The organism is Pseudomonas sp. LBUM1648, assembly GCF_059716145.1.
On record NZ_CP166808.1, the window covers coordinates 2437618 to 2459527 of the forward strand.

General features: G+C 56.4%; 14 protein-coding genes and 3 pseudogenes. 9 read left to right on the forward strand and 8 right to left on the reverse strand.

Features of this window, described 5'->3' with window-relative positions:
- The first annotated feature begins 126 nt into the window (after window positions 1–126).
- The 6 genes from ACA043_RS11275 to ACA043_RS11300 all read left to right on the forward strand — a co-directional run bounded on the left by ACA043_RS11275 (window position 127) and on the right by ACA043_RS11300 (window position 6876).
- On the forward strand, window positions 127–780 hold the full coding sequence (locus ACA043_RS11275) for an ABC transporter ATP-binding protein (protein WP_401265711.1): 654 nt from the start codon (window positions 127–129) through the stop codon (window positions 778–780).
- Window positions 777–3248 carry an ABC transporter permease gene (locus ACA043_RS11280; RefSeq protein ID WP_497659225.1) on the forward strand — a complete coding sequence of 824 codons (2472 nt, stop codon included), beginning with the start codon at window positions 777–779 and terminating at the stop codon, window positions 3246–3248. The genes ACA043_RS11275 and ACA043_RS11280 overlap by 4 nt, the downstream gene beginning before the upstream one ends.
- On the forward strand, window positions 3238–4305 hold the full coding sequence (locus ACA043_RS11285; RefSeq protein ID WP_497659226.1) for a lipocalin-like domain-containing protein: 1068 nt from the start codon (window positions 3238–3240) through the stop codon (window positions 4303–4305). The genes ACA043_RS11280 and ACA043_RS11285 overlap by 11 nt, the downstream gene beginning before the upstream one ends.
- Window positions 4306–4420: 115 nt before the next feature.
- Window positions 4421–4603 carry a hypothetical protein gene (locus ACA043_RS11290; protein WP_187677053.1) on the forward strand — a complete coding sequence of 61 codons (183 nt, stop codon included), beginning with the start codon at window positions 4421–4423 and terminating at the stop codon, window positions 4601–4603.
- Window positions 4604–4688: 85 nt separating this feature from the next.
- Window positions 4689–5273 (forward strand): hypothetical protein, encoded by a 585-nt coding sequence (locus ACA043_RS11295; protein ID WP_497617579.1) that lies wholly within the window; start codon window positions 4689–4691, stop codon window positions 5271–5273.
- A 380-nt stretch (window positions 5274–5653) separates the two neighbouring features.
- Window positions 5654–6876 (forward strand): IS3 family transposase gene (locus ACA043_RS11300; RefSeq protein ID WP_123367138.1). Its coding sequence is split into 2 segments (ribosomal slippage): window positions 5654–6005 and window positions 6005–6876, totalling 1224 coding nucleotides; the frame shifts between segments, so codons are not numbered across the junction.
- Window positions 6877–6924: 48 nt separating this feature from the next.
- On the opposite strand, the gene ACA043_RS11305 is transcribed toward ACA043_RS11300, so the two are convergent.
- Window positions 6925–7746 carry a glycosyltransferase family 2 protein gene (locus tag ACA043_RS11305; RefSeq protein ID WP_401265858.1) on the reverse strand — a complete coding sequence of 274 codons (822 nt, stop codon included), beginning with the start codon at window positions 7744–7746 and terminating at the stop codon, window positions 6925–6927.
- A 166-nt stretch (window positions 7747–7912) separates the two neighbouring features.
- Between ACA043_RS11305 and ACA043_RS11310 the strand changes: the two genes are divergently transcribed.
- A complete protein-coding gene (locus tag ACA043_RS11310; protein ID WP_497659227.1) occupies window positions 7913–8608 on the forward strand; it encodes a VanW family protein in 696 nt (231 codons plus the stop codon).
- Here ACA043_RS11310 and ACA043_RS11315 read toward each other — a convergent pair.
- A protein-coding gene (locus tag ACA043_RS11315; protein WP_497659638.1) for an IS3 family transposase occupies window positions 8536–9698 on the reverse strand; the annotation gives its coding sequence in 2 pieces (ribosomal slippage) (window positions 8536–9443 and window positions 9443–9698; 1164 coding nt in all). The two genes, ACA043_RS11310 and ACA043_RS11315, sit on opposite strands and share 73 nt — an antisense overlap.
- A gap of 64 nt (window positions 9699–9762) precedes the next feature.
- Here ACA043_RS11315 and ACA043_RS11320 point away from each other — a divergent pair.
- Together ACA043_RS11320 and ACA043_RS11325 are read left to right on the forward strand one after the other, a co-directional pair.
- Window positions 9763–9975 (forward strand): annotated as a pseudogene (locus ACA043_RS11320) (VanW family protein); the annotation flags it as partial.
- 90 nt (window positions 9976–10065) lie between these two features.
- A pseudogene (locus tag ACA043_RS11325) lies at window positions 10066–11079 on the forward strand (IS256 family transposase); the annotation flags it as partial.
- A 69-nt stretch (window positions 11080–11148) separates the two neighbouring features.
- Here ACA043_RS11325 and ACA043_RS11330 read toward each other — a convergent pair.
- From ACA043_RS11330 to ACA043_RS11355, 6 genes and pseudogenes are all read right to left on the reverse strand, one after another.
- Window positions 11149–11544: a hypothetical protein gene (locus tag ACA043_RS11330; protein WP_497659228.1), complete on the reverse strand. Its 396-nt coding sequence runs from the start codon at window positions 11542–11544 to the stop codon at window positions 11149–11151.
- Between the two features lie 434 nt (window positions 11545–11978).
- Window positions 11979–13973 (reverse strand): annotated as a pseudogene (locus ACA043_RS11335) (RHS repeat-associated core domain-containing protein); the annotation flags it as partial.
- A gap of 136 nt (window positions 13974–14109) precedes the next feature.
- The gene (locus tag ACA043_RS11340; RefSeq protein ID WP_497659229.1) at window positions 14110–14397 is read right to left on the reverse strand and encodes a barstar family protein; all 288 of its coding nucleotides are present in this window, start codon (window positions 14395–14397) and stop codon (window positions 14110–14112) included.
- Between the two features lie 6 nt (window positions 14398–14403).
- The gene (locus ACA043_RS11345; RefSeq protein WP_497659230.1) at window positions 14404–19089 is read right to left on the reverse strand and encodes an RHS repeat-associated core domain-containing protein; all 4686 of its coding nucleotides are present in this window, start codon (window positions 19087–19089) and stop codon (window positions 14404–14406) included.
- Window positions 19089–19826 (reverse strand): DUF4123 domain-containing protein, encoded by a 738-nt coding sequence (locus tag ACA043_RS11350; protein ID WP_497659231.1) that lies wholly within the window; start codon window positions 19824–19826, stop codon window positions 19089–19091. Before ACA043_RS11350 ends, ACA043_RS11345 begins: the two co-directional genes overlap by 1 nt.
- Complete coding sequence (locus tag ACA043_RS11355; RefSeq protein WP_497659232.1) at window positions 19816–21858, reverse strand: type VI secretion system Vgr family protein; 2043 nt, start codon at window positions 21856–21858, stop codon at window positions 19816–19818. The genes ACA043_RS11350 and ACA043_RS11355 overlap by 11 nt, the downstream gene beginning before the upstream one ends.
- Window positions 21859–21910 lie beyond the last annotated feature (52 nt).

The following is a 21910-nucleotide window of genomic DNA, read 5'->3' on the forward strand; positions in this document are numbered from 1 at the left end:
CTAATGGGCGAGCCTATTAGATACCCGTGCCCTGTACTGCGCTACTGTCAGAGTTGACAGGTACCGGCCCACAAAAAACACCCGCGGCCGCTATCCTTGAGCCACTTGCAACTTTTGGATGACGGCATGCTTCATGTTCTGGATGTCTTTAAAAGCTATGTCACCCCCCAAGGCCCGCTACCGGTGCTGCAAGGCGTCGACCTGACGCTCGAACCCGGCAGCAGCCTGGCGCTGATGGGCGAATCCGGCAGTGGCAAAAGCACCCTGCTGCATCTGGTGGCTGGCCTCGACAAGGTTGACAGCGGCAGCATTCGCAGCGGCGAACATCGCCTCGAAAGCATGAACGAAGCGCAACTGGCCAACTGGCGACGCACGGAAATCGGTCTGGTGTTCCAGCAGTTCAACCTGATCGGCAGTTTGCGCGTCGAGGACAATCTGGCGTTTCAGGCGCGCCTGGCCGGGCGTCATGAACCGCGTTGGCAGGCGCATCTGGTGCAGCGTCTGGGGTTGGGCGATTTGCTCAAGCGCTATCCCGAGCAATTGTCCGGTGGCCAACAGCAACGGGTCGCACTGGGCCGGGCGCTGGCCTCGCAGCCGAAACTGCTGTTGGCCGACGAACCCACCGGCAGTCTCGATGAAGCGACCAGCGACGAAGTGCTGCGCCTGTTGCTGGAGTTGCTCGATGACACACCAACAACCTTGTTGATGGTCACCCACAGCCCCCGGTTGGCAGCGCGGTTGGCGCAGCGGGTAGTGCTCTCCAACGGGCGACTGACGTGATCGTCTTTTGGCAAACCCTGCGCGCCCTGCTCAGCCATTGGCGGCGGCACCCGGTGCAGTTCTTCAGTGTGCTGACCGGGTTGTGGCTGGCCACCAGCCTGTTGACCGGGGTCGAGGCGCTCAACAGTCAGGCCCGTGACAGCTACGCCCGCGCGAGCCAACTGATCGGCGGCGAACCGCAGGCGAGCCTGAGCACGCCGAACGACGCGACGTTCCCGCAACAATGGTTCATCGATCTGCGGCGTCAGGGCTGGCCGGTGTCGCCGCTGTTGCAGGGCCGCTTGAACCTCAAGGATCACGACAATCAGCGTCTGCAGGTGATGGGCATTGAGCCGGTGTCACTGCCGGCCGATTCTGCGGTGGCCGGGGAGGCGATGCCGATCGAACGTATCGTCGAGTTCTTCACGCCACCAGGCAGTACGTGGATTTCCCCGGAAACCTTGCAGGCCTTGAACCTGCGCGAAGGCGCCACGCCGCAAACGATCACTGGCCAGACGTTGCCGCCGCTGCGCGCGCAAAAGGACATGGCACCCGGCGTGTTACTGGTGGATATCGGCGTCGCGCAAACCTTGCTCGAACAACCCGGACAACTGTCACGGCTGTTACTGCCGAAGGATTTCCACGGCGAGTTACCGGCCACGTTTGAAGGCCAATTGCAGCTCAAGAGCAGTGGCGAGGAAAACAATCTGGCGCGACTGACCGAGAGCTTTCATCTCAACCTTGATGCCTTGGGATTTCTCTCGTTCCTGGTCGGTTTATTCATCGTCCACGCGGCCATTGGCCTTGCTCTGGAACAACGGCGCGGCTTGCTGCGCACGCTGCGCGCCTGTGGGGTCAGTGCGCGGATGTTGATTGGCTGTCTGGTGGTTGAGCTGGGTGTGCTGGCACTGATCGGCGGCGTGTTCGGCGTGGTCAGCGGTTATTGGCTGGCCAGCGTCTTGCTGCCGGATGTCGCCGCCAGCCTGCGCGGTTTGTACGGCGCGGAAGTGGCGGGGCAGTTGCGCTTGAGCCCCTGGTGGTGGTTCAGCGGGATTGGTTTGAGTCTGTTTGGAGCTTTGCTGGCCGGGGCCAACAGCCTGTTGCGGGCGGCGCGTCTGCCGCTGTTGGCGGTGGCCGATCCGCAAGCCTGGCACCAGCAATATGCGCGTTGGCTGCGTCGCCAGGGTTGGCTGGCCTTGGTGTTGGGCGTGATTGCGCTGGTGGCGTTGATCTGGGGCGACAGTCTGGCCAGCGGTTTTGTGTTGATGGCGGGGTTGTTGCTCGGTGCCGCGTTGGCCTTGCCTGTGTTGCTGAGTGCGATATTGAGTCCGTTGCTCGGACGCAGTCGCTCAGTGCTCGGCCAGTGGTTTCTCGCCGACTGCCGGCAGCAACTTCCGGCATTGAGTCTGGCGCTGATGGCTTTGCTCCTGGCGCTCGCCGCCAATATCGGCGCCGGCAGCATGACCGCCGGTTTTCGCCAGACCTTCAACGACTGGCTCGAACAACGTCTGAGCGCCGAGCTTTACATCAATCCGACCAACCCGGCTCAGGCCCGCGAAATGTACAGCTGGCTGAAACAACAGCCGCAGGTCACGGCAATACTGCCCAACTGGCAGGTGTCGGTAACGCTGCAAGGCTGGCCGGCGGATGTGTTCGGGGTGATCGACCATGCTTATTATCGTCAGCACTGGCCGTTGCTAGACGCCAGCGGCAGTGATCCGTGGGCGCATCTGGCAACGGACGATGCGGTGATGCTCAGCGAGCAACTCGCGCGACGGCTGAAAGTGCGCGCGGGTGATCGCCTGACGATTCCCGCACCGAATGGCGCCTGGTCGCCGCGCATCGTCGGCATCTACGCCGATTACGGCAACCCCAAGGGCCATTTGCTGGTCAACATCAATCACCTGCTGCGCGGCTGGCCACAACTGACGCCAAACCGCTTCAATCTGCGCATCGACCCGCAAAACATTCCGGCATTCGTGAGTGCGTTGCAGGCGCGCTTCCAACTGGATGACAGTCGAATCGTCGATCAGGCGCGGCTCAAGGGCTGGTCGGTTCAGGTGTTCGAACGCACCTTCGCCGCCACCGCCGCGCTGAATAGCCTGACCTTGGCGGTCGCGGGCGTGGCGCTGTTCATCAGCCTGCTGACCCAGAGCCAGAGTCGCCTCGGCCAACTCGCACCACTGTGGGCGTTGGGCGTGACGCGACGTCAGTTGATGCTGCTCAACCTCGGCCAGACCTGGCTGCTGGCAGTATTGACGCTGGTGTTGGCGCTGCCATTGGGCATCGCGCTGGCGTGGTGCCTGGATGCGGTGATCAACGTGCAGGCGTTTGGCTGGCGTCTGCCGTTGCGAGTGTTTCCGTGGCAATTGGTGCAGTTGATGGGATTGGCGTTGCTCGCGACTTTGCTGGCCTCGGCGTGGCCACTGTATTCGCTGTACCGCACGCAACCGGTGGATCTGCTGAGGACGTTTGCCCATGAGGATTAACCTCGTTGTGCTGATGCTTGTGCTGTTGCTCGCTGGCTGCGATCAGTCAGCGCCTGAGCAGAAGGGTTTTGCCGGGATGGGCGATCAGGCACAGGCATTTACTCCGGTGGTGCCGGGACGGGTGTTCAGCTTCCCGGCGGATCATGCTGCCCACGACGGGTTTCGCATCGAGTGGTGGTACGTCACCGCCAATCTCAAGGATCAGCAGGGCAATGAATTTGGCGTGCAATGGACGCTTTTTCGCAGTGCATTGAAACCAGTGCCGGAGCAAACAGGGTGGGGCAATCAAACGATCTGGCTGGGGCATGCGGCGGTGACTTCCAGCTCGGTGCATCATGCTGCCGAACGCTATGCCCGGGGTGGCGTCGGTCAGGCTGGCGTGCGTTTGGTGCCGTTCGAGGCGTGGATTGACGATTGGATGTTCGCCAGTCAGGCGCAGGATCCTTTGACTGACCTGCAACTGAGTGCGCGCGATAAATCCTTCGCCTATCAACTACACCTCACCTCCAGCCGTCCGCTGGTGCTGCAGGGTGATAAAGGATTCAGTCAGAAATCGGAGGAGGGGCAGGCGTCGTATTACTACAGCCAGCCGTTTTTCCAGGCCAGCGGCACCTTGCAGATCGACGGCCAGACCTACACCGTCAGCGGCCCGGCCTGGCTCGACCGCGAGTGGAGCAGCCAACCGCTGACCGCCAACCAGACCGGCTGGGACTGGTTCTCCCTGCATCTGGATAGTGGCGAACACGTCATGCTGTACCGCATGCGCCAGAAGAACGGTGCGCCTTATCTGACCGGCACCTGGATCAACGCCGACGGCCAGACGCAAACCCTTCACAGCGAGCAGATCAAACTCACGCCGCAAGACACTGCCCAGGTCGCTGGCCGCTCGATGCCGGTGCGCTGGTCGATCAGCATCCCGGAAAAAAACCTCGACATCAGCCTGTCGGCGCTCAACCCCAATGCGTGGATGAACCTGCGCATTCCCTACTGGGAAGGCCCGGTGCGCATCAACGGCAGTCATGGCGGGCAGGGCTATCTGGAAATGACCGGTTACTGAGGGAGTGCATGGATTGAGTTGAACTCCATTTGATCTCTCAACCTCTACAAAAGGACTCGCCCGCCATTAACGTCGCCCGCGAAATGGACGGCCCCGAAGCCTGAGGACTACCCCGATGAAACCGACATCCGAAAACGAGCACCCCGACGAACCCCGGCCAGCGGGGGAAACCGAGCGTGACAACGATGCATTGCGGCCCACCGATCCGAAGAAACGCGAGGAAAGCGGCAAAGGCACCGCCAGTGGCGAATCCACCGCGCAAGAAACCGCCGCACCACACACCAAGGTCAAGCCCTGAACAGCGTCTATGCTCAGTGACACATCTGACGCTTGGGACGAGTCCGGCGCCGGGTGCTGCCACTCACTACAGGGAAAGTACGCTTATGAAGCTCCATGCACTGGCCAAGTCGATCACCCTTGCAACCCTTCTGTCCGCCACCAGCCTTGGCGCGATTGCCGCCGAGATACCCCTGTCCGCCACCATCGAGGCAGATCAGGTCACCACCAAAGTGGTGTCCGTTGATGCAGCCAATCATCAGGTTGTGCTGGAAGGCGCTGAGGGTCGTCAGGTTCACGTTCAGCTCAGCGACAAAGCGAAAAACCTCGCCAATCTGAAGGTCGGCGATCTGGTCAAGGTCGAAGTTCAGCGATCTGTCGCGGCCTACCTCGACACCGATGTGGATAAAGGTCTGCCTGGCACCGTCGAGCGTTCCGGCGAAGTGCGTAACGCTCCCGGCAGCGATAATCCCGGCGGAGAGGCTTATCGCCAGATTCAGGTGCAGTTGGAAATCACCAAAATTGATTTGAAGAAAAATCAGGTAACCCTGAAAAACCCGGCGGGCCAGTCGAAAACCCTCGACGTGAAATCGCCTGAAAACCAAGCCAAGCTGAAAGATCTGAAAGTCGGACAGAGCGTTTTTGTCACTTACACCGATATCTTAAAAGTGACCAGTCAACACGAAAGTTGAGTATTAACTCTACAGGGTGACTGCTCTTGTACAGTTTATGTATGAGAGTAGTCATACTATTAGTTGAGTTTGCTTTTCTTGAAAGTTTCACGAAAGCAATCGCCGATAAATATCTATTAACTTATTCGTACATAAATTTCATGTACGTCGATGACGACATAACCGCCAACTTCTATTAAAATCCCTCCCGTTCGCCCAGTGTCAGGGCTCTTTACCGGTGCATGGATTGCCAGGCCATTACACTGGGCGAACACCTCCTCGGGAGCGGATGTATACAATTTCAGTTAACAAAAAGGGCGATTTTAAAGTCGCCCTTTTTGTTGCTCCTGTCCCGTCCTGAATAAGGTTTACACCTTCTGACCCATTCTCAGGAGGGAGTAATGAATACGGGAGAAAGGCGCAGTCAGCGTGATTACACGCTGACCTTTAAATTGTCGGTCGTCGATCAGGTCGAAAAAGGCGAGTTGAGTTATAAAGAGGCTCAAGAGCGCTATGGCATTCAGGGTAAAACGACCGTACTGAACTGGTTACGCAGGCATGGTCGGCAGGACTGGAGTCAAGGCGCGTCCATTCGCTCCAAGAGACCCCGTTCCATGGATGAGCCCGATAAACCCCTGACACCCGAACAGCGAATCAAAGAGCTTGAAGAAAAGCTTGCCCAAGCCAACCAGAAAGCTCAGTTTTTCGAGGCCGTCGTTGACGTTTTGAAGAACGACTTCGGTGTTTCTGTCGTAAAAAAGCGATCCGGCAAGTCCTCTCCCAAGGGCAGATCCAAGGCCTGAGCATCAGTAGGGCTTGCCAGTTCATGGGGATTTCCCGTCAGGCTTATTACAAGCGCAACCGGGCGTGTGATGCCCGGGCCCGTCATGCCCAGGAAGTGATGGGATTCGTGAGGGAAAAGCGACTTAGGCAGCCGCGCCTTGGCACCCGAAAACTTCACAATCTAATGCGCACTGAGCCAGAAGTGTCCGTAAAGGTTGGTCGAGACCGTTTATTCGATATCTTGCGAGATCGGCGCGAACTGGTTCCCCGCAGACGGGCGTATCACAAAACGACAGACAGCCATCATCGCTTTCGCCGGCATCCAAACCTGCTCAAAGATGGACCGATTCAGGTAGTCGCCAAGGCGCCAGAGCAAGTATGGGTTGCGGACATCACCTACTTACCGACGCAAACGGGTGTGGCTTATCTGAGTTTGATCACCGATGCGTACTCTCGAAAAATCGTGGGGCACCATGTCCATGAAAGCTTGCACACCGAATCGGTGATCCAGGCGTTCAACAAAGCCCTCAGGCAGCGGACAACGGAGCAACGCCTGGTGCATCACTCGGATAGAGGCGTCCAATACTGCTCCGAGCTTTATCAGCGGCTGCATGCCAAATACGGCATCACCTGCTCAATGACCGATGGCTACGACTGCTACCAAAATGCGTTGGCTGAGCGTGTGAACGGGATTTTGAAAAACGAGTTATTGCTGCATCGCCCCAAAGATTTTGCAGAGGCCATCCGGATGGTGGACGAGTCGGTGCAGATCTATAACAACGAGCGGCCTCATCTGTCGCTGAAATACAAAACGCCCGATGCGGTGCATCGGGCGTTTTGAGGCTGAAACAGGTGTAAACCTATTTCAGGACTAGACATCCGAATAATTTCACGCGTGCGTCGCAGTTTTGGTTCGCTGGCCCTGGAAGCGCTTGATCGTTGCCTGATACATTTTCGTCCGACGGTGATTTTCCCCGTAGGTGCCCGCCGCAGCGACCGTTCCTGCCTGGATGTGATCGAGATAGCGGAAAATCTTGCGTGGCGACAGGAACCTGATGCCATAGCCCAGACCCGCCATCCGATCCTGCAACGTATAACCCGGCACTCGATCATCCATGCAAAAGTGCAGGTCCAGCGACTTCATCAATCGAGCATTCCACAAGGTGCAGAAACTTTTCAGATGAGTTTCTTTATAAGGTCTCGGCGGTTTGGATTTCAAACCCAAACGGACTTTTAACTGGCGAACATAATGCTTGCAAAAGCGCGAAGTTAAGCGCCAGGTATCACGCACAACCCCCCGATTGATTTGCTCGACACAACCGACTGCCGCCATATCCGCACTTTTCGTGCACTCGCGCATCATCATCGCAAACACTTCTTTGTCGTAGACAAAAGTGTCGGTGTGCAGCAAGAAAAGGTAATCGGTTTCAACTTTTTCCAGCGCCAGATCCAGTGCCTTGCCATGGGCAATATGGCCTGCTTCTTTGCACGGCGAAGGCCGCTCAATCAGATTGATCCAGTCAAGCGAACGCAAGTAATCCAGACTTTCATCTGCCGAATCGTTGTCCACCACCCACACCGGAATTCGCTGTTCAACGACGTGCTGGTGCAATAACTCCAGGCACATCCTGGTGATGTCCGGGGTTTTGTAATTGACCAAAACGAGACTGAAGTTCGGCTGTGGCTGGGTTGGCAGATCAAACGCACTCATAACAGAAAGACTCATCCGCGATTCAATGGCGACAGGGTTCATGAGCCGGGAGGGTAGCGAGGCAACCTTAGGCGAAGCTTAATTTCCAGAATCGCGCGGCAGACACGCTAAACTGCGCGCCCCTTTACGGTTCAAGGAAGAAACGGCGAGCGCCGTTGTGTCACGGATGAAAAAACCACTCTCCCTCTACCATCCAGCCCTGTACTGGCTGCGCGTATGGCAAAAAAGGCTGTTCCGCCAAATCGCCTGGCACTGCTCCGGCAAGCGCTACGCACGGCCTGCTGCGTTGGCCGAACGGCTGCCATTTCGCTACCTCAAACACACCTCAAAACTCATCCGCAAATTCGGCGACTCCGACCTCGCCCTGCAACACAACAAAGTCATCAACCTGAAGCTCGCCGTCGCCGCCATCGACGGCGTCGTCATTGCACCTGGCGAACACTTCTCTTTCTGCCGCCTCGTCGGCCGGCCAACACGCAAACGCGGCTACGTCGAAGGCATGGAACTGTCTTTCGGCGAAGCACGAACCGGGGTGGGTGGCGGGATATGCCAACTGAGCAACCTCATTCACTGGATGGCCATTCACTCGCCACTGGTAGTGGTCGAACGCTCCAATCACAGCTTTGATCCGTTTCCGGATGAGGGCCGAGTGCTACCGTTTGGCTCTGGGGCGGCAATTTTTTACAACTACGTTGATCTGGTGCTGCATAACCCGACGGATCGCAGTTTTCAGTTGAAGTTGAAGGTGGGCGAGACGCAGTTGGAGGGTGAGTTGTTGTGTTGTAGTGGTCAACTAATCCCGGACACGACGTTAAGTTTTTCCTCGGCCCGCGCTGGTGCCAACCCCTCGTTGAACTGGTGAGGCCGAATCCAGTTGTAGCGATGCATCAAAAAGTTGCTGATATCGCGCTGTGCTTCCTGCGCAGTTCGATAGCCCACGGTCGGTATCCATTCTGTTTTCAAGCTACGAAATACGCGCTCCATCGGTGCGTTATCCCAGCAGTTTCCTCGTCGACTCATGCTCTGACGCATGCGGTATCGCCACAACCGCTGGCGAAAGAGTCGGCTTGCATATTGCGATCCCTGGTCCGAGTGGAATAGCAGATCCGAAGGCCTGCCACGCTGCTCGTAAGCCATATCCAGCGCTTTGATCACCAGCTCAGCGTCTGGCTTTTCCGACAGCGCCCAGCCCACGATCCGACGCGTACAAAGATCCAGGACGACAGCCAGGTAATGCCACTTTCCTTGTGCCCAAATGTAGGTGATATCGCCGCACCAGACTTGATTGGGCGCAGGCACGTCGAACTCGCGGTTCAATGTGTTCGGGATATCCAGTCTTTCTACTGTTGCTCGTTTGTAGGCATGGGAGCCGGGTTGTTTGCTGACTAAATCAAGCTCGCGCATCAAGCTACGCACTTTGAATCGACCGAGTTGCTCACCGTCTTCACGCATCAGTGACAGGATGCTGCGACTGCCCGCAGAGCTGCGACTTTGCGAGAACAGCTCACTTACGCGACTACGCAATCGAAGCCGTTCGACATCCGGCGTGCGGCGCCGCGGGCGCTGGGCGTAGTAACACGAGCGAGTGACGTCAAACACCTTGCACAGCCAATCAACCGGCTCATGTGCCCTCAACTGGTCAATCAGCGCGAACGCTCGTGATCTTCCGACATCAAGAGCGCGGTAGCCTTTTTTAGTATTGATTTCTCTCGCTCAAGCCGAGCAATCCGGGCTTCCAGCTCCTGAATTTTTTGCTGTTCCGGAGTCAGTGCCTTGCTCTGCGGAGTGACGCCTTTATGTTCTTTCTGAATCTGGTCAACCCAGCGGCGCAATGCCGACTCACCAATGCCGAGCGAACGGCTGGCTTCGATGTAGCTGTAGTTTTGTTTGAGCACAAGGTCAGCAGCCTCGCGCTTGAATTCAGGAGTAAAGGAGCGGCGTTGTTTAGTCATCTGACACCTCGATCTGGCGAGCATTCTCGCCTAAATGGGTGTCCGGTTTCATTAGACCACTACATGTGACCAGGTGCGGGCGTATCGGTATCACGTGTTTCAGGAAGGGCATCGGTTTGTGCGGGACGGGGGGAGGGTGTATCGGGAGAATGAGATTTGGCGGGAGGTCAGGGAGAAGGGGCAGGTGGGGGAGTTGGTGGTGCGGGAGAGGTTGTATCGGAATCGGGTGGTGGTTAAGTATGAGGTTGGAGACGACCTGATCGAGGCGGAGCGTTGAGTCGAAACTGACCAGAGCTCTCATGAATCAGTGAGTCAGGGAGTGTCATAAATTTTGTGTTCGGGCATAACATGCTGCAGAGGTGCATGTATGCCAACCAAAAAGAAACCGGCCCGTGAGGCCAAGCGTGACCTTCCGTCCATTCCGAAAGAGCTGATCGACCAGTTCCTCAGCGAGTCGATGAGTGCCGAAGCTATTCAGGATGCTGCGATGGCGTTCAAAAAGGCGCTTATCGAACGTGCCCTTGGTGCCGAGTTGGGACTTCATCTTGGCTATCCTCAGGGCGCGGAGCGCCCTGAGGATTCGAGTAACCAGCGTAACGGCAAGAGCGGTAAAACCGTGCTGACCGAGGATGGCCCCTTGCGTCTGGACATTCCCAGAGATCGTGACGGCAGCTTTTCTCCGATACTGATTCCTAAGCATGAGCGGCGTTTTACAGGCTTTGATGACAAGATTATTGCCATGTATGCCCGTGGTATGAGCGTTCGCGAGATTCGTGCATTTCTCTCCGAACAGTACGGAACAGACGTCTCGCATGACTTCATCAGTACCGTCACCGACGGTGTTCTGGAGGAAGTCAGTACCTGGCAGCAACGGCCACTTGAGCCTATGTACCCGGTCATTTTCTTCGATGCACTGCGGGTTAAAATCCGTGATGAAGGCGTGGTTCGCAACAAAGCGATTTACCTGGCTCTGGGCGTACTACCGGACGGCACCCGAGATATTCTGGGCATCTGGATTGAGAACACAGAGGGCGCCAAATTCTGGATGAAAGTCTTCAACGACCTCAAAACCCGGGGTGTCGAAGATGTCCTGATTGCGGTAACGGACGGTCTCAAAGGCATGCCCGAAGCCTTGAGTGCAGTGTTCCCTCAGACGGCGTTGCAGACATGCATCGTGCACCTGATCCGCAACAGCCTTGATTACGCAGCATGGGACAAGCGTCGCGAGCTGGCCAAGGCCCTGAAACCGATTTATCAAGCACTCAACGCTGAGGTCGCCGAGCAAGCTCTGGATGCCTTCGAATCTGGCCCTTGGGGCAAGCAATATCCAACGGTGGTTGCAGCCTGGCGACGCGCCTGGGATCGAGTCATCCCGTTCTTTCAAGAGAAAAGGGGACAGATTTATTTTCAGTTTTTAGAAAATAAATCTGTCCCCTTTTTAATGTTGGATTTAGTCTAATGGGTACTCACATGTCCATGGGGGGGTGAATAGTTCTGGGTTTATATTGTGCTCATGAAGAAAGTGGTTTATTTCTTCCTCTGTCTCTACAGTTTTGCATTTTGTGATTGTTGTGTCGTTGGCACCAATGCTATCTCTCGTCTCAAGAAGGTGGATTGGGAGGGTGAACTCTACAATTACATATTTAGAATGTTTTGCGTCCTCTAGAAAATTGTAATAACGCTCTCTAGGGAACCTGTCTTCGAAGTTTAAATGATAAACAGCGTAGATTGCGATCCACTTTCGAAGTGACTCATCCTGCGACGGAAGCTCTTGAGCAATCTCTGTATATGATTTTGCCTCCAAGCCCCACCATACTTTTCTAGGGATTATTTTGTGGGTGCTCATTTTTGTCCTTCAAACTGGTTTGGCCAATAGATTCTTATCACTTCCCCTTTCACAGGGTGAAGCTGCAAATGTGGATGAGCACCATGTGGGTCGCTTGGGTCGTGATTCGCCATTGTTACCTTTCTTGTTTTAATATCTGAAACCGGTGTGTCATCCCAGTGATAGTATTTTTCGGGTTCTTTCGTTTTTCTAAAATGCGTTTTAGCAGTCGCAGAGTTGAACTCTTCGGCGTTCCTATATCCTTGGCCGACATATTTTCCCAAGAATAGCTCCTCAGCTTCTGCTCTGCTATTTACGGTGACGGAGGTAGCACCGCGATCAAGTGCATCTGATGCTCTTTTTACAGAACCATTCGACCACGGGATCTCAGGTGCCGAAGGTTCTTTCGTATCGACTCGAGCATTTTCTGTCGGTGCCGTTGGGTTTCCTTCACCATCTCCATCTGGTGGGCATCCATTCAACCCTAGCGGATCCACCCACCCCGTAGGGTTAGGCACGTACTGGTAGTTATTCAACCCCCCCCGCAAGCTTTATCGGATCCGGCGTCAAGAACCGTCCAGTACCCGGATTGTAGTAGCGATGTCGGTTGTAATGTAACCCTGTCTCGGCATCGAAATACTGACCCTGGAAGCGCAACGGGTTATCGATTTCGCTGACGTCGAGTGCCGCCAGGTTGCCATAAGCTCGGTATTTGGCCGACCACATGATCTCGCCGCCGTAATCGGTCAGCTCCTGAGGTGTACCAAGGTGGTCGAGTTGATAGTAGAACGGCGTTGCTTTGCGCGGACCTTCGCCGTCGAGCATTGCCAACGGTCGGAAGCTACCAGGTTCGTAGACATAGCTGCGATAGTGATTCTCGGCGCTTTCGGCGATCAGGCGCTCGCCTTGCCACAGGAATTCAGTGGTGTGGCCGTCAACGGTTTTTTCTATACGACGACCGAAGGCATCGTACTTGTAGGTTGCGATGCTGCCGCCCGGCAGGCTGACGCCGATCAAGCGATGCTGGCAGTCGTAGCGATATTCGGTGACGAGTTTCTGGCCGGCGCCACGACGTTCACGGCTCAAATTACCGTAAGCGTCGTAGTCGTAATGGCGGTCGCCCTGCATCAGCAGGCGGTTGCCTTTGACGTTAGCCAAATTGGCTACGGGCAGGTCGTTCTGACCGAGGAGGTTGCCTGCTGGATCGTGGGCGAAGCTTTCCGGCGTCGCACCACGCACACTGATCAGTCGATCCAACGGGTCGTAGTGATAACTGCGATTACCTTTGCGGGTGTCATCTACGCCGGCTAGGTTGCCATTCGCGTCATAGTTGTAACGTCGCTGGAACAGATTTTTGTCGCGTTGGCTAACGCTATGCGCTTGCAGGCGACCTTGTTCGTCGTACTGGTATTGGCTTAGGAGCAAACCCTGTTGTCGCTGTTGTTCGCGACCGGCACTGAACTGGTGGCCGGTGAGGCGAGAACCGTTGAGGTCGATGCTGCTCAGGCGCCCACCGGACAAATGACGGTAATCAAGCGTGCTGCCATCGGGCAGGCGGCATTGACTCAATTGGCCGACGCTGTCGTATTCGTAACGGGTGGTGCCCCAGCCCTGGTGTTCGGTGATCAGGCGATCCTGCACGTCATATTCGTAAGCAAGCGGCCAGTGACCGTCTTCGACGTTGACCAGGCGACCTAGGGCGTCGTAGCTGTAGTGGATTTCCTCGCCGTCGGGCAGGGTCTTCACCAGCAGGCGACCAGAGGCATCGCGCTGGTACTCGCTGATCAGTTCGCTGCCGTCGTCGCCGAACTCGGTTTTCTTCAGCAGTTGACCGTTGAGGTCGTACTCGTAGGCGGTGCGGCGACCGTCGAAACCGGTTTCCTGCTGGATCAGTCCGTTCGAGTAGTAGTCGAGCTGATAGCGCTCGCCGCGCTCGTTCTCAATCTCGGTGAGGTTGAGTTGTGAGTTCTCGTAGCGGTAGCGCAGTTGGCTGCCGTCCGGATTGATGCGGCGGCTGACCAGGTGCAGGTTGTCGGCGTACTCGTAGCGAGTGATGCGTCCGAGTTCGTCGCGTTCGGCGGTGACCCGGCCATACGGGTTATAGGTGAAAGCACGGGTGGCGCCGCCGGGCAGGGTGACTTGGGTCAGACGATCAGCAGCGTCCCATTGGTAATGAGTGATGGCGCCGAATTCGTCCTGCCGGGTGATTTGCCGGCCGAGTGCATCGTAGCGGTACTTGCGCTGACCACCGTCCGGCAGGCGTTCTTCGAGCAATTGACCAAGGTTGTTCCAACCCAGTTGATGGCGGCTGCCGTCGGGGTGACGAATTTCCAGCAGTCGGCCCTGACGGTCATAGCTGTAGTAGGTTTCGTTGCCGTCCGGGTCGGTTTGTTGGGTGATGTCACCCTGACGGTTGCGCTCATATTTTTCCAGCGCGCCTTGCCACGATGTTTGCGGAAGCTACTTTTTCTACGGAATCCGCCTTACACCACATATCGAGTCAAGAAGGTACTGAACTCCTCCGAAATATTACTCTTGTCCATCTAAATAGAGAAAATCTGCCAATTTCTTATGGTTGGTTTTTTGCTATTTCAGTTGGTAGCTGAATTTCTCATCCAATCCAAAGCTTTCATCTTGATTTTTTACTCGGTCAAGAATGATTAATATTTTTCTATATGAATCGCCCATTCGTTCTTCTGAATGTTTTGAGTTTGTCCAAATTAATTCGATTGGGCGTTCTACGTCGGTGCTGAGCAGGTCCCAAAGAGCATTGAGATTGTGACCGTAGTATTGGGTGACGGAAAAAGCAGATGCTATTCGCTTATGGAATTCTTGCTCGGATGAGATGGATAATCCATCAAGCTCAATTATCATTTTAATTCACTTCCACTTTCCAATAGGGGTGACAGTTTCGTAGTGATCGCTAGTGATGTAAAGCAGGCCGTCATCTGAGTAAAGTAATCTGGTTCCGGGCTGATTGCTTCGAGACATCGTGTTATTGAGACCGACGTCAGCTTCATACCAGGTTCGGCCGGGGGCTGAAGGAAGTACGTTTGTATCATTATAGAATACATCCCCGCCTAGCTGCCCACCAGGAACGCTATTGTTGACTGCTTTGCCTTTTTTCCATCCACTTTGTGTTGCCTGAGCTTTAGTAACGTAGTTTGGGGGAAGATCACCAGTGGCTCGCAAACTTTCGACTAAGGGGTTAGCAGCCTCAGTCGTTCTAAGGTCACGTTTCATGGCTTCGTATTTGGCGGCGTTATGAGCGGAGTTGTCATAGGGTTCTGGCCCATCACACTCTTTACTCGCTAGCCCCAACGGATCCACCCACCCCGTAGGGTTAGGCACGTACTGGTAGTTGTTCAAACCACCCGCAAGCTTGATCGGGTCTGGTGTCAAAAAACGTCCAGTGCCCGGATTGTAGTAGCGGTGCCGGTTGTAGTGTAACCCCGTCTCGGCATCGAAATACTGGCCCTGAAAGCGCAACGGGTTGTCTATTTCGCTGACGTCCAGCGCTACCAGATTGCCGTACGCACGGTATTTCGCCGACCACATGATCTCACCACTGTAGTCGGTGAGCTCCTGCGGGGTTCCGAGATGGTCGAGTTGGTAGTAGAACGGTGTGGCCTTGGGTGGGCCTTCACCGTCGAGCATGGCCAGCGGGCGGAAGCTTCCCGGTTCGTAGATATAGCTGCGGTAGCGATTGTCGGCACTCTCTGCGATCAGCCGTTCGCCTTGCCACAGAAATTCAGTGGTATGGCCGTCTATGGTTTTTTCGATCCGACGGCCGAAGGCGTCGTACTTGTAGCTGGCGGTATTACCTCCGGGCAGGCTGACGCCGATGAGGCGGTGTTGGCAATCGTAGCGGTATTCGGTAACGAGTTTCTGCCCAGTGCCTCGGCGTTCACGGATCAGGTTGCCATAAGCGTCATAGTCGTAATGGCGGTCACCCTGCATCAGCAGGCGGTTGCCTTTGACGTTCGCGAGGTTCGCTGTGCCTTCGTTGCTTTGGCCAAGCAAGTTACCTGCCGGGTCGTGGGCAAAGCTTTCCGGTGTTGCGCCGCGAACGCTGATCAGCCGATCCAATGGATCGTAGTGATAGCTACGGTTACCTTTGCGGCTGTCGTCAACGCCAGCGAGGTTGCCGTTGGCGTCGTAGTTGTAACGGCGCTGGAACAGATTTTTGTCTCGCTGGCCTGCGCTGTGCGCTTGCAGCCGGCCTTGTTCGTCGTACTGGTATTGGCTGAGCAACAGGCCTTGTTGGCGTTGCTGCTCGCGACCGGCACTGAACTGGTGGCTGGTCAGGCGAGAGCCGTTGAGGTCGATGCTGCTCAGTCGTCCACCGGACAAATGGCGGTAGTCGAGTTTACTGCCATCCGGGAGGCGGCAATGGCTTAGCTGGCCGACGCTGTCGTACTCGTATCGAAGGGTGCCCCAGCCTTGATGTTCTTCGATGAGGCGATCTTGCAGATCGTACTTGTAGGCGAGCGGCCAGTGACCGTCGTCGACGTTGACCAGACGACCGAGTGCGTCGTAGCTGTAATGGATCTGCTCACCATCGGCGAGGGTTTTCACCATCAGTCGGCCAGCGGCGTCGCGTTGATACTCGGTAACGAGTTCGCAGCCGTCATCACCAAACTCGGTTTTCTTCAGCAACTGACCGTTGAGGTCGTACTCGTATGCCGTACGGCGACCGTCGAAGCCGGTTTCCTGCTGGATAAGGCCATTGGCGTAATAGTTGAGTTGGTAGTGTTCGCCGCGCTCGTTTTCTATTTCAGTGAGCAGCAGGCGCGAGTTGTCGTAGCGGTAGCGCAGTTGGCTACCGTCCGGATTGATGCGACGACTGACCAGATGCAGGTTGTCCGCATACTCATATCGCGTGATGCGGCCGAGTTCATCGCGCTCGGCAGTGACATTGCCGTAAGCGTTATAGGTAAACGCACGGGTTGCGCCGCCCGGCAGTGTGACTTGCGCAAGGCGATTGGCAGCATCCCATTGGTACTGGGTGATAGCGCCGGATTCTTCTTGCCGGGTGATCTGCCGACCCAAAGCATCGTAACGATACTTGCGTTGGCCGCCATCGGGCAGGCGTTCTTCCAGCAACTGGCCGAGGTTGTTCCAGCCGAGCTGATGGCGGCTGCCGTCCGGATGCCGAATCTCCAGCAGACGCCCTTGGCGGTCGTAGCTGTAGAGCGTGGCGTTGCCGTCCGGATCAATTTGCTGGGTGATATCACCCTGACGGTTGCGTTGATACTTCCAACTGGCCTTGCCGCGATGCACATCGCTGACGAAACCGTTGATGTATTCATACGTGGTGGCTTCGTCTTCCGGCGGGATGACGGCGGTCATCAATCCGTTGTCGTCGTAGCGGTATTCGGTGACGGCGCCCAACGGATCCTTTTCTGCGATCAATTGGCCTTTGTCGTTGTAGGCTTTGAGGTGTTCGGCGCCGTCCGGATCGATCTTGCTGACCAGTCGTGCCTTGTCGTCGTGGGTGTAGACCTCTTCGCTGCCATCGGCGTTGGTGACGGTCACGCTGCCTTTGTCATCCCAGGCGTATTGCGCTTCCATCTGCGAGAAGTTGGCCCAGTGACGGGTGCAGCGAGACAGTTTTCCTTCGTTTTCCCACTCCCAGTAGAAAGCTGCGCCGCCTGCCAGTTGCCGCTCGAGAATGACGTGCTGCTCGTTGTAGCGATAGTGTTCGGCTTCACCGGCGGCATTCTTCGCCTCGATTAGACGATGCTGGGCGTCATAGCTGTAGGTAACCAGCGTCTGCACGGTGTTCCAGGCGTCTTCAAGATTGTCCGCAGGCAGAAACTGCTGATAGTCGACCGCGATGATGTGTTTGCGGTCGTAGCGCAGAAGCAGGGCGCGACCGGCACCGTTGTCGAGACGTTTGATACGGCCGTGAATGTCCCGTGTGACGTGCAGTCGATTGCCATAGCTGTCGCTGATGGCGATCAGAGTTGCGCCTTTGCTGTTGAAGCGGAAATGGTAGAACGATGGGCGTTTACCTGCTTGGGCCAGGACCAGTTCGGAGGGATCGTCACCGAGAAAAATGGCGGCTCGCGAGAGGCTGTTGGTGATTGCCGGACGTTTTTCTGTTGGGAGCGGGAAGGGCGTTGCGCGGTTTTCGTGGTCGATCCAAACGACTTCGTCGCCGTTTATTTCGAGGCGATGGGCCAGTGCATGGCTCCAGCCATATCCCAAGCCGCAGTCGATTTCCACGGCGCTGGTTCTGTACAGGCGGGTCCACTCAAACGGCAGCAGACCATCCAGTTGCCCATCGGTCAGCGTCAGCAACTCTTCACCGGTAACCATCGAAACCGGGCATTTGTCGACGCGCGTGCAAGACACGGGCTCAGCGCTTTTATTTGCGGGCGTCGTGGCTTGTCTCGAAGCATCGTCACCGTGCGCCCCAGTACCTAGACGAGCGTTTGCTTTACCATCGAATCGAACTTGCACTACGCCTTGTTTAACTTGCCTTCCAATACCGCGCGCGGCCACTGGAACGTACTTGGTAACGTATGCCATGAAGCCTTTAATAATTTCAAAGATTGACTTAACAAAATTAATAACGGCTTTAAGGACGATTTCTCCGTATTTCTTGATCCGTGCGGCGAGATAAATCAGGCCCGTGCCTTCGGCGGCCACTGTCAAAACAATGGAAATGACGATATCGATGGCAATGCCCACGACAGCCGCCGTAGTCATTTTTGCGGCATCGCCTGCGGTTTTCATTGGTGGCAGGCTGGCCAGCCAGATAACCGCAGTGTGCATCATGAGGAAAAGCGATGCTTCGTCACTGGCTAAAAGCATGGCCTTTTTCATGACATCAGGGGCAGTTTTTGCTACATCGATTAGCTCTTGGGCACCTTCGCCTAGTTTTTTTCCAAACTTGCCAGGATCTTGAAGGATATCGAGAACAAGTTTGATCCCATCCCAAACGCCTTTAATTGCCTCCCAACCACCGTCGAGGATGCCATTGCCAATAGCCATGACGGTACCGGAGAGCGACAGACTGGACCATTGCTGCCGATATCCGTTGGGCCCCGTCCATTTTTTGCGAAGAAAGCCTTCCAGTTCGCTGTTGAGCCCCTTGTAAGAATCAAACAGCGTGTTTATCTGCGTTGGTGTCACTTCGTTGTGAACACGGATTATGTAGCGTTTACCCGGTACGCCATCTGACCAACTCGCTTTACCTTGAGCGTCCAGTTTGACCTTGTGGGTCGAGCTGCCATCCTCTGCAACTACCTCAACTTCAATATCGCCCAGAGGAATGTCGTAAAGCGATTCGAACTTGCTCTCGATCAGTAGAGGCCCTTTCTGCGGGCACTTGGCCACAACACTAAAGTTGTCATCTGTCATGCTCACCGCGGTCGAGGTCCCGCCGGCTTTGATGATCCGCTCCATTCCCAACAGGGAGGGCTTATTCGTTTTATGGCTGACTTCATCAGCTAGACTTGCGTACCAGGAATTGGTTTGCTTCTGGTAAATCGTCAGGCTGTTCTTGAAATTCTTCAGTTGGTTGTCAACGAAGGCAATGCGTTCCTTTGCGATCATCAGCCTTGCTCCAGAATCAGGTGGTTTAACAGTGCTTCTTTAAGATTGTCCGGCGCATTCGGGCGGCGCACGAAACGGCTGACTTTCAGTTTCAGGTTGTTTTCGGGCCAGGCGTTGTAGATGTCCGGACGCTCTTCTTCCAGCCACTGCATCAGGTTGCCGATCAGCGTTGTTGGATTTTCCTTGGCCAAGCTATCCAGCAACGGCTTCGGCACCTCCCACCACGGCCAATCCTTCACCTTCGGCTGCGCCCTCGGTCCAACCTCCAGCGCCTGACCATTAATCAGATACCGCTCAAACATCGGCATCACTTCCCCTGCCTTGTCCCCCAGTCCATGCAGAATCGGGTAGATATGCCGCCCATCCCAGAAGCGGAAAAACACTTCCGTCCCATCCGGCATCTTCACCTGCGTCAGGCTGCGCAAATGCTCGAATACGTCGTTCGGCTCCGAGCGCGACACCGCCAACCAGCCCCAGTCGAGTGCATCGGTTTCGGTGATCCACGGCAGGAATGCGGAGTTGGACTTGAGTTCGGTGACGTAGGGCATCACCGGTTGCCAGGTGGAGTAGGGCGTGCCGCCCCAGATTGGCAGGAACTGGGCGGTGGGTTCGGTCAGGTACAGGTTTTTCAGGGCGTCGCTGTCGCTCGCCGCACTGATAACCAGATACAAACGCTCGCCAGTCTGCAGCGGCTGTTGTGCCAGCCAATCCTTGGGCGTAATTCGATCAGATGGCACAGGCACCTGCCTTGCATTTTTCGCATTCTTCGCAGAATGGTGCGTTGCGTTTGAGGGTGTTGATCTGGGCCGGGGTAAGGACCTGGCCGGCCTTGTCGGCATCGGCCTGTTTCAGGATTCCGGGTATCAGTGGGGCCGCGCCGGTGCCACTGCCGGGGCTGCCGCCGGAGTTCATGTTGATCACCGGGCCGCTCATGGTCACGCCGCCGGCATCGATTTTGATGAAGCTGCCGCCGCCGATCAGGGTCAACTCGGCGCCGGCTTCCATCACCACTTTCATGCCACTGCTCAGGTGGATTTCCTGGCCGGCATCGATGAATTGGCCGGTGCCGATCTTGATGTGCTGATTGACGCCCACGGTGAGGTGATCATTCGCACGCGCTTCGACTTTGCGGTCGGCGTACACGGTGTGGTGCTCTTCGGCCTTGAATTCGCTGTAGCTGTTTTTCTCGACAGTGTCGTGGCGTTCGTTGCCGACGCGGATCTTCTGGTCGTGTTCGACGTTCTCGTCCCAGTCGCGCTGGGCGTGCAGATAAATCTGTTCCTGACCTTTTTTGTCTTCGATGCGCAGTTCGTTGTAACCGCCGCCACCCATTGAACTCAGGGTCTTGAAGGTGCTGCGGGTCTTGTTCGCGGGCAGGGCGTACGGGACGGTGTTTTCCTTGTGGTACAGGCAGCCGCTGATCAGCGGTTGGTCGGGATCGCCTTCAAGGAAGGTGACGAGCACTTCCATGCCGATGCGCGGGATGGCGATGCCGCCGTATTGGGCGCCGGCCCAGGCGCTGGAGACGCGTAGCCAGCAACTGGTTTTGTCGTCGGCCTGGCCTTCGCGGTCCCAGTGGAACTGGACTTTGACGCGGCCGTACTGGTCGCAGTGGATCTCTTCGCCTTTGGGGCCGGTGACCACGGCGCTCTGGCTGCCGAGGATGCGCGGTTTCGGGTGGCGCAGCGGCGGGCGGTTCGGCACGTCCCAAGGGCTGGCCTGAAAGCGGTTGCGGTAGCCCTGGTGGAAATCGTCTTTCAGCGCGGTGGTGTCGCTGGTCACCGACTCTTCCAGTACTTGCGGCTGTTTGCCTTCGTGGAGGACTTCGGTCAGCAGCCAGAGGTCGTTCCACTTGGCTTTCGGGTGCGCGGTCAGCGCGAGGAAGTGGCCGCTGACCAGCAACGGCTGATCGCTCTTGCCTTCAGCCAGTTGGAAGTCGCTGCGGTGGCGTTCGAGGGCGCGTTTGGCCAGGTGCTTGCCGCGTTCGCGGTCGATGAAACGACCCGGATAATCGTAGTCTTCAAGATCGGGCAGGGCGTCGCCACGGTTTTCGCTTTCGAGGGTGATGCGTGGTTTTTCGAAGTCGTAATCGCGGCGGGTGGTGCGGCTGGTGCGGGTTTCCAGGCGCAGGTCGAAGCGTTTGATCACCGGGTCGTTGGCGACCATGCCGGAGTCTTGCTGATAGGCCACAGGCTTGAGTTTCGGGAACACCGTTTGGTCATCGCCGAATACCAGTTTGTGTGCCGTCGCCGTGTGCTGGAAGTGGTAGTGAATGCCTTCTTCTTCGCACAGACGCTGGATGAAATGCAGGTCCGACTCGTCGTACTGCACGCAGTAGATGCGCTCGGGGTAGATCGAGCCGGTCTGGAAATCGTAAGCGTTGCTCTGGATGCCGTGTTCTTCGAGGACCATGCCGATGATTTTCGGCACGCTGAGGTTCTGGAAGATGCGCTGGTTGACGCGGTGCGCCAGGTACGACAGTTGCGGGCGCAGGGTCACCGAATAGCGGGTCAGGCGTTTGCCGGAGTCACCTTGCGCGGCGCGATAGATCTGGCCGTGAATGCCGCTGCCGTCGGGCGACAGCTGCAGGAAGGCCGGTTTGTGCAGCAGGGTTTCGAGGTCCAGCGACGGCTGCTCACTGACCAGCTCCACCTCAAAGACAAAAGGCTGGCTGATGGCTTCCCGACCTTGCAGGGTAAACACCTGAAAATCAGCGGAAAGCCCTTCGATGGTCAGGGCAAAGTGGGTTTCATTGGCCGGCGCGAACATCCCTTGTTCCTCGTGCTGTACAGCGGCGCTCGTCGACGCCCGCAAAAGCGGG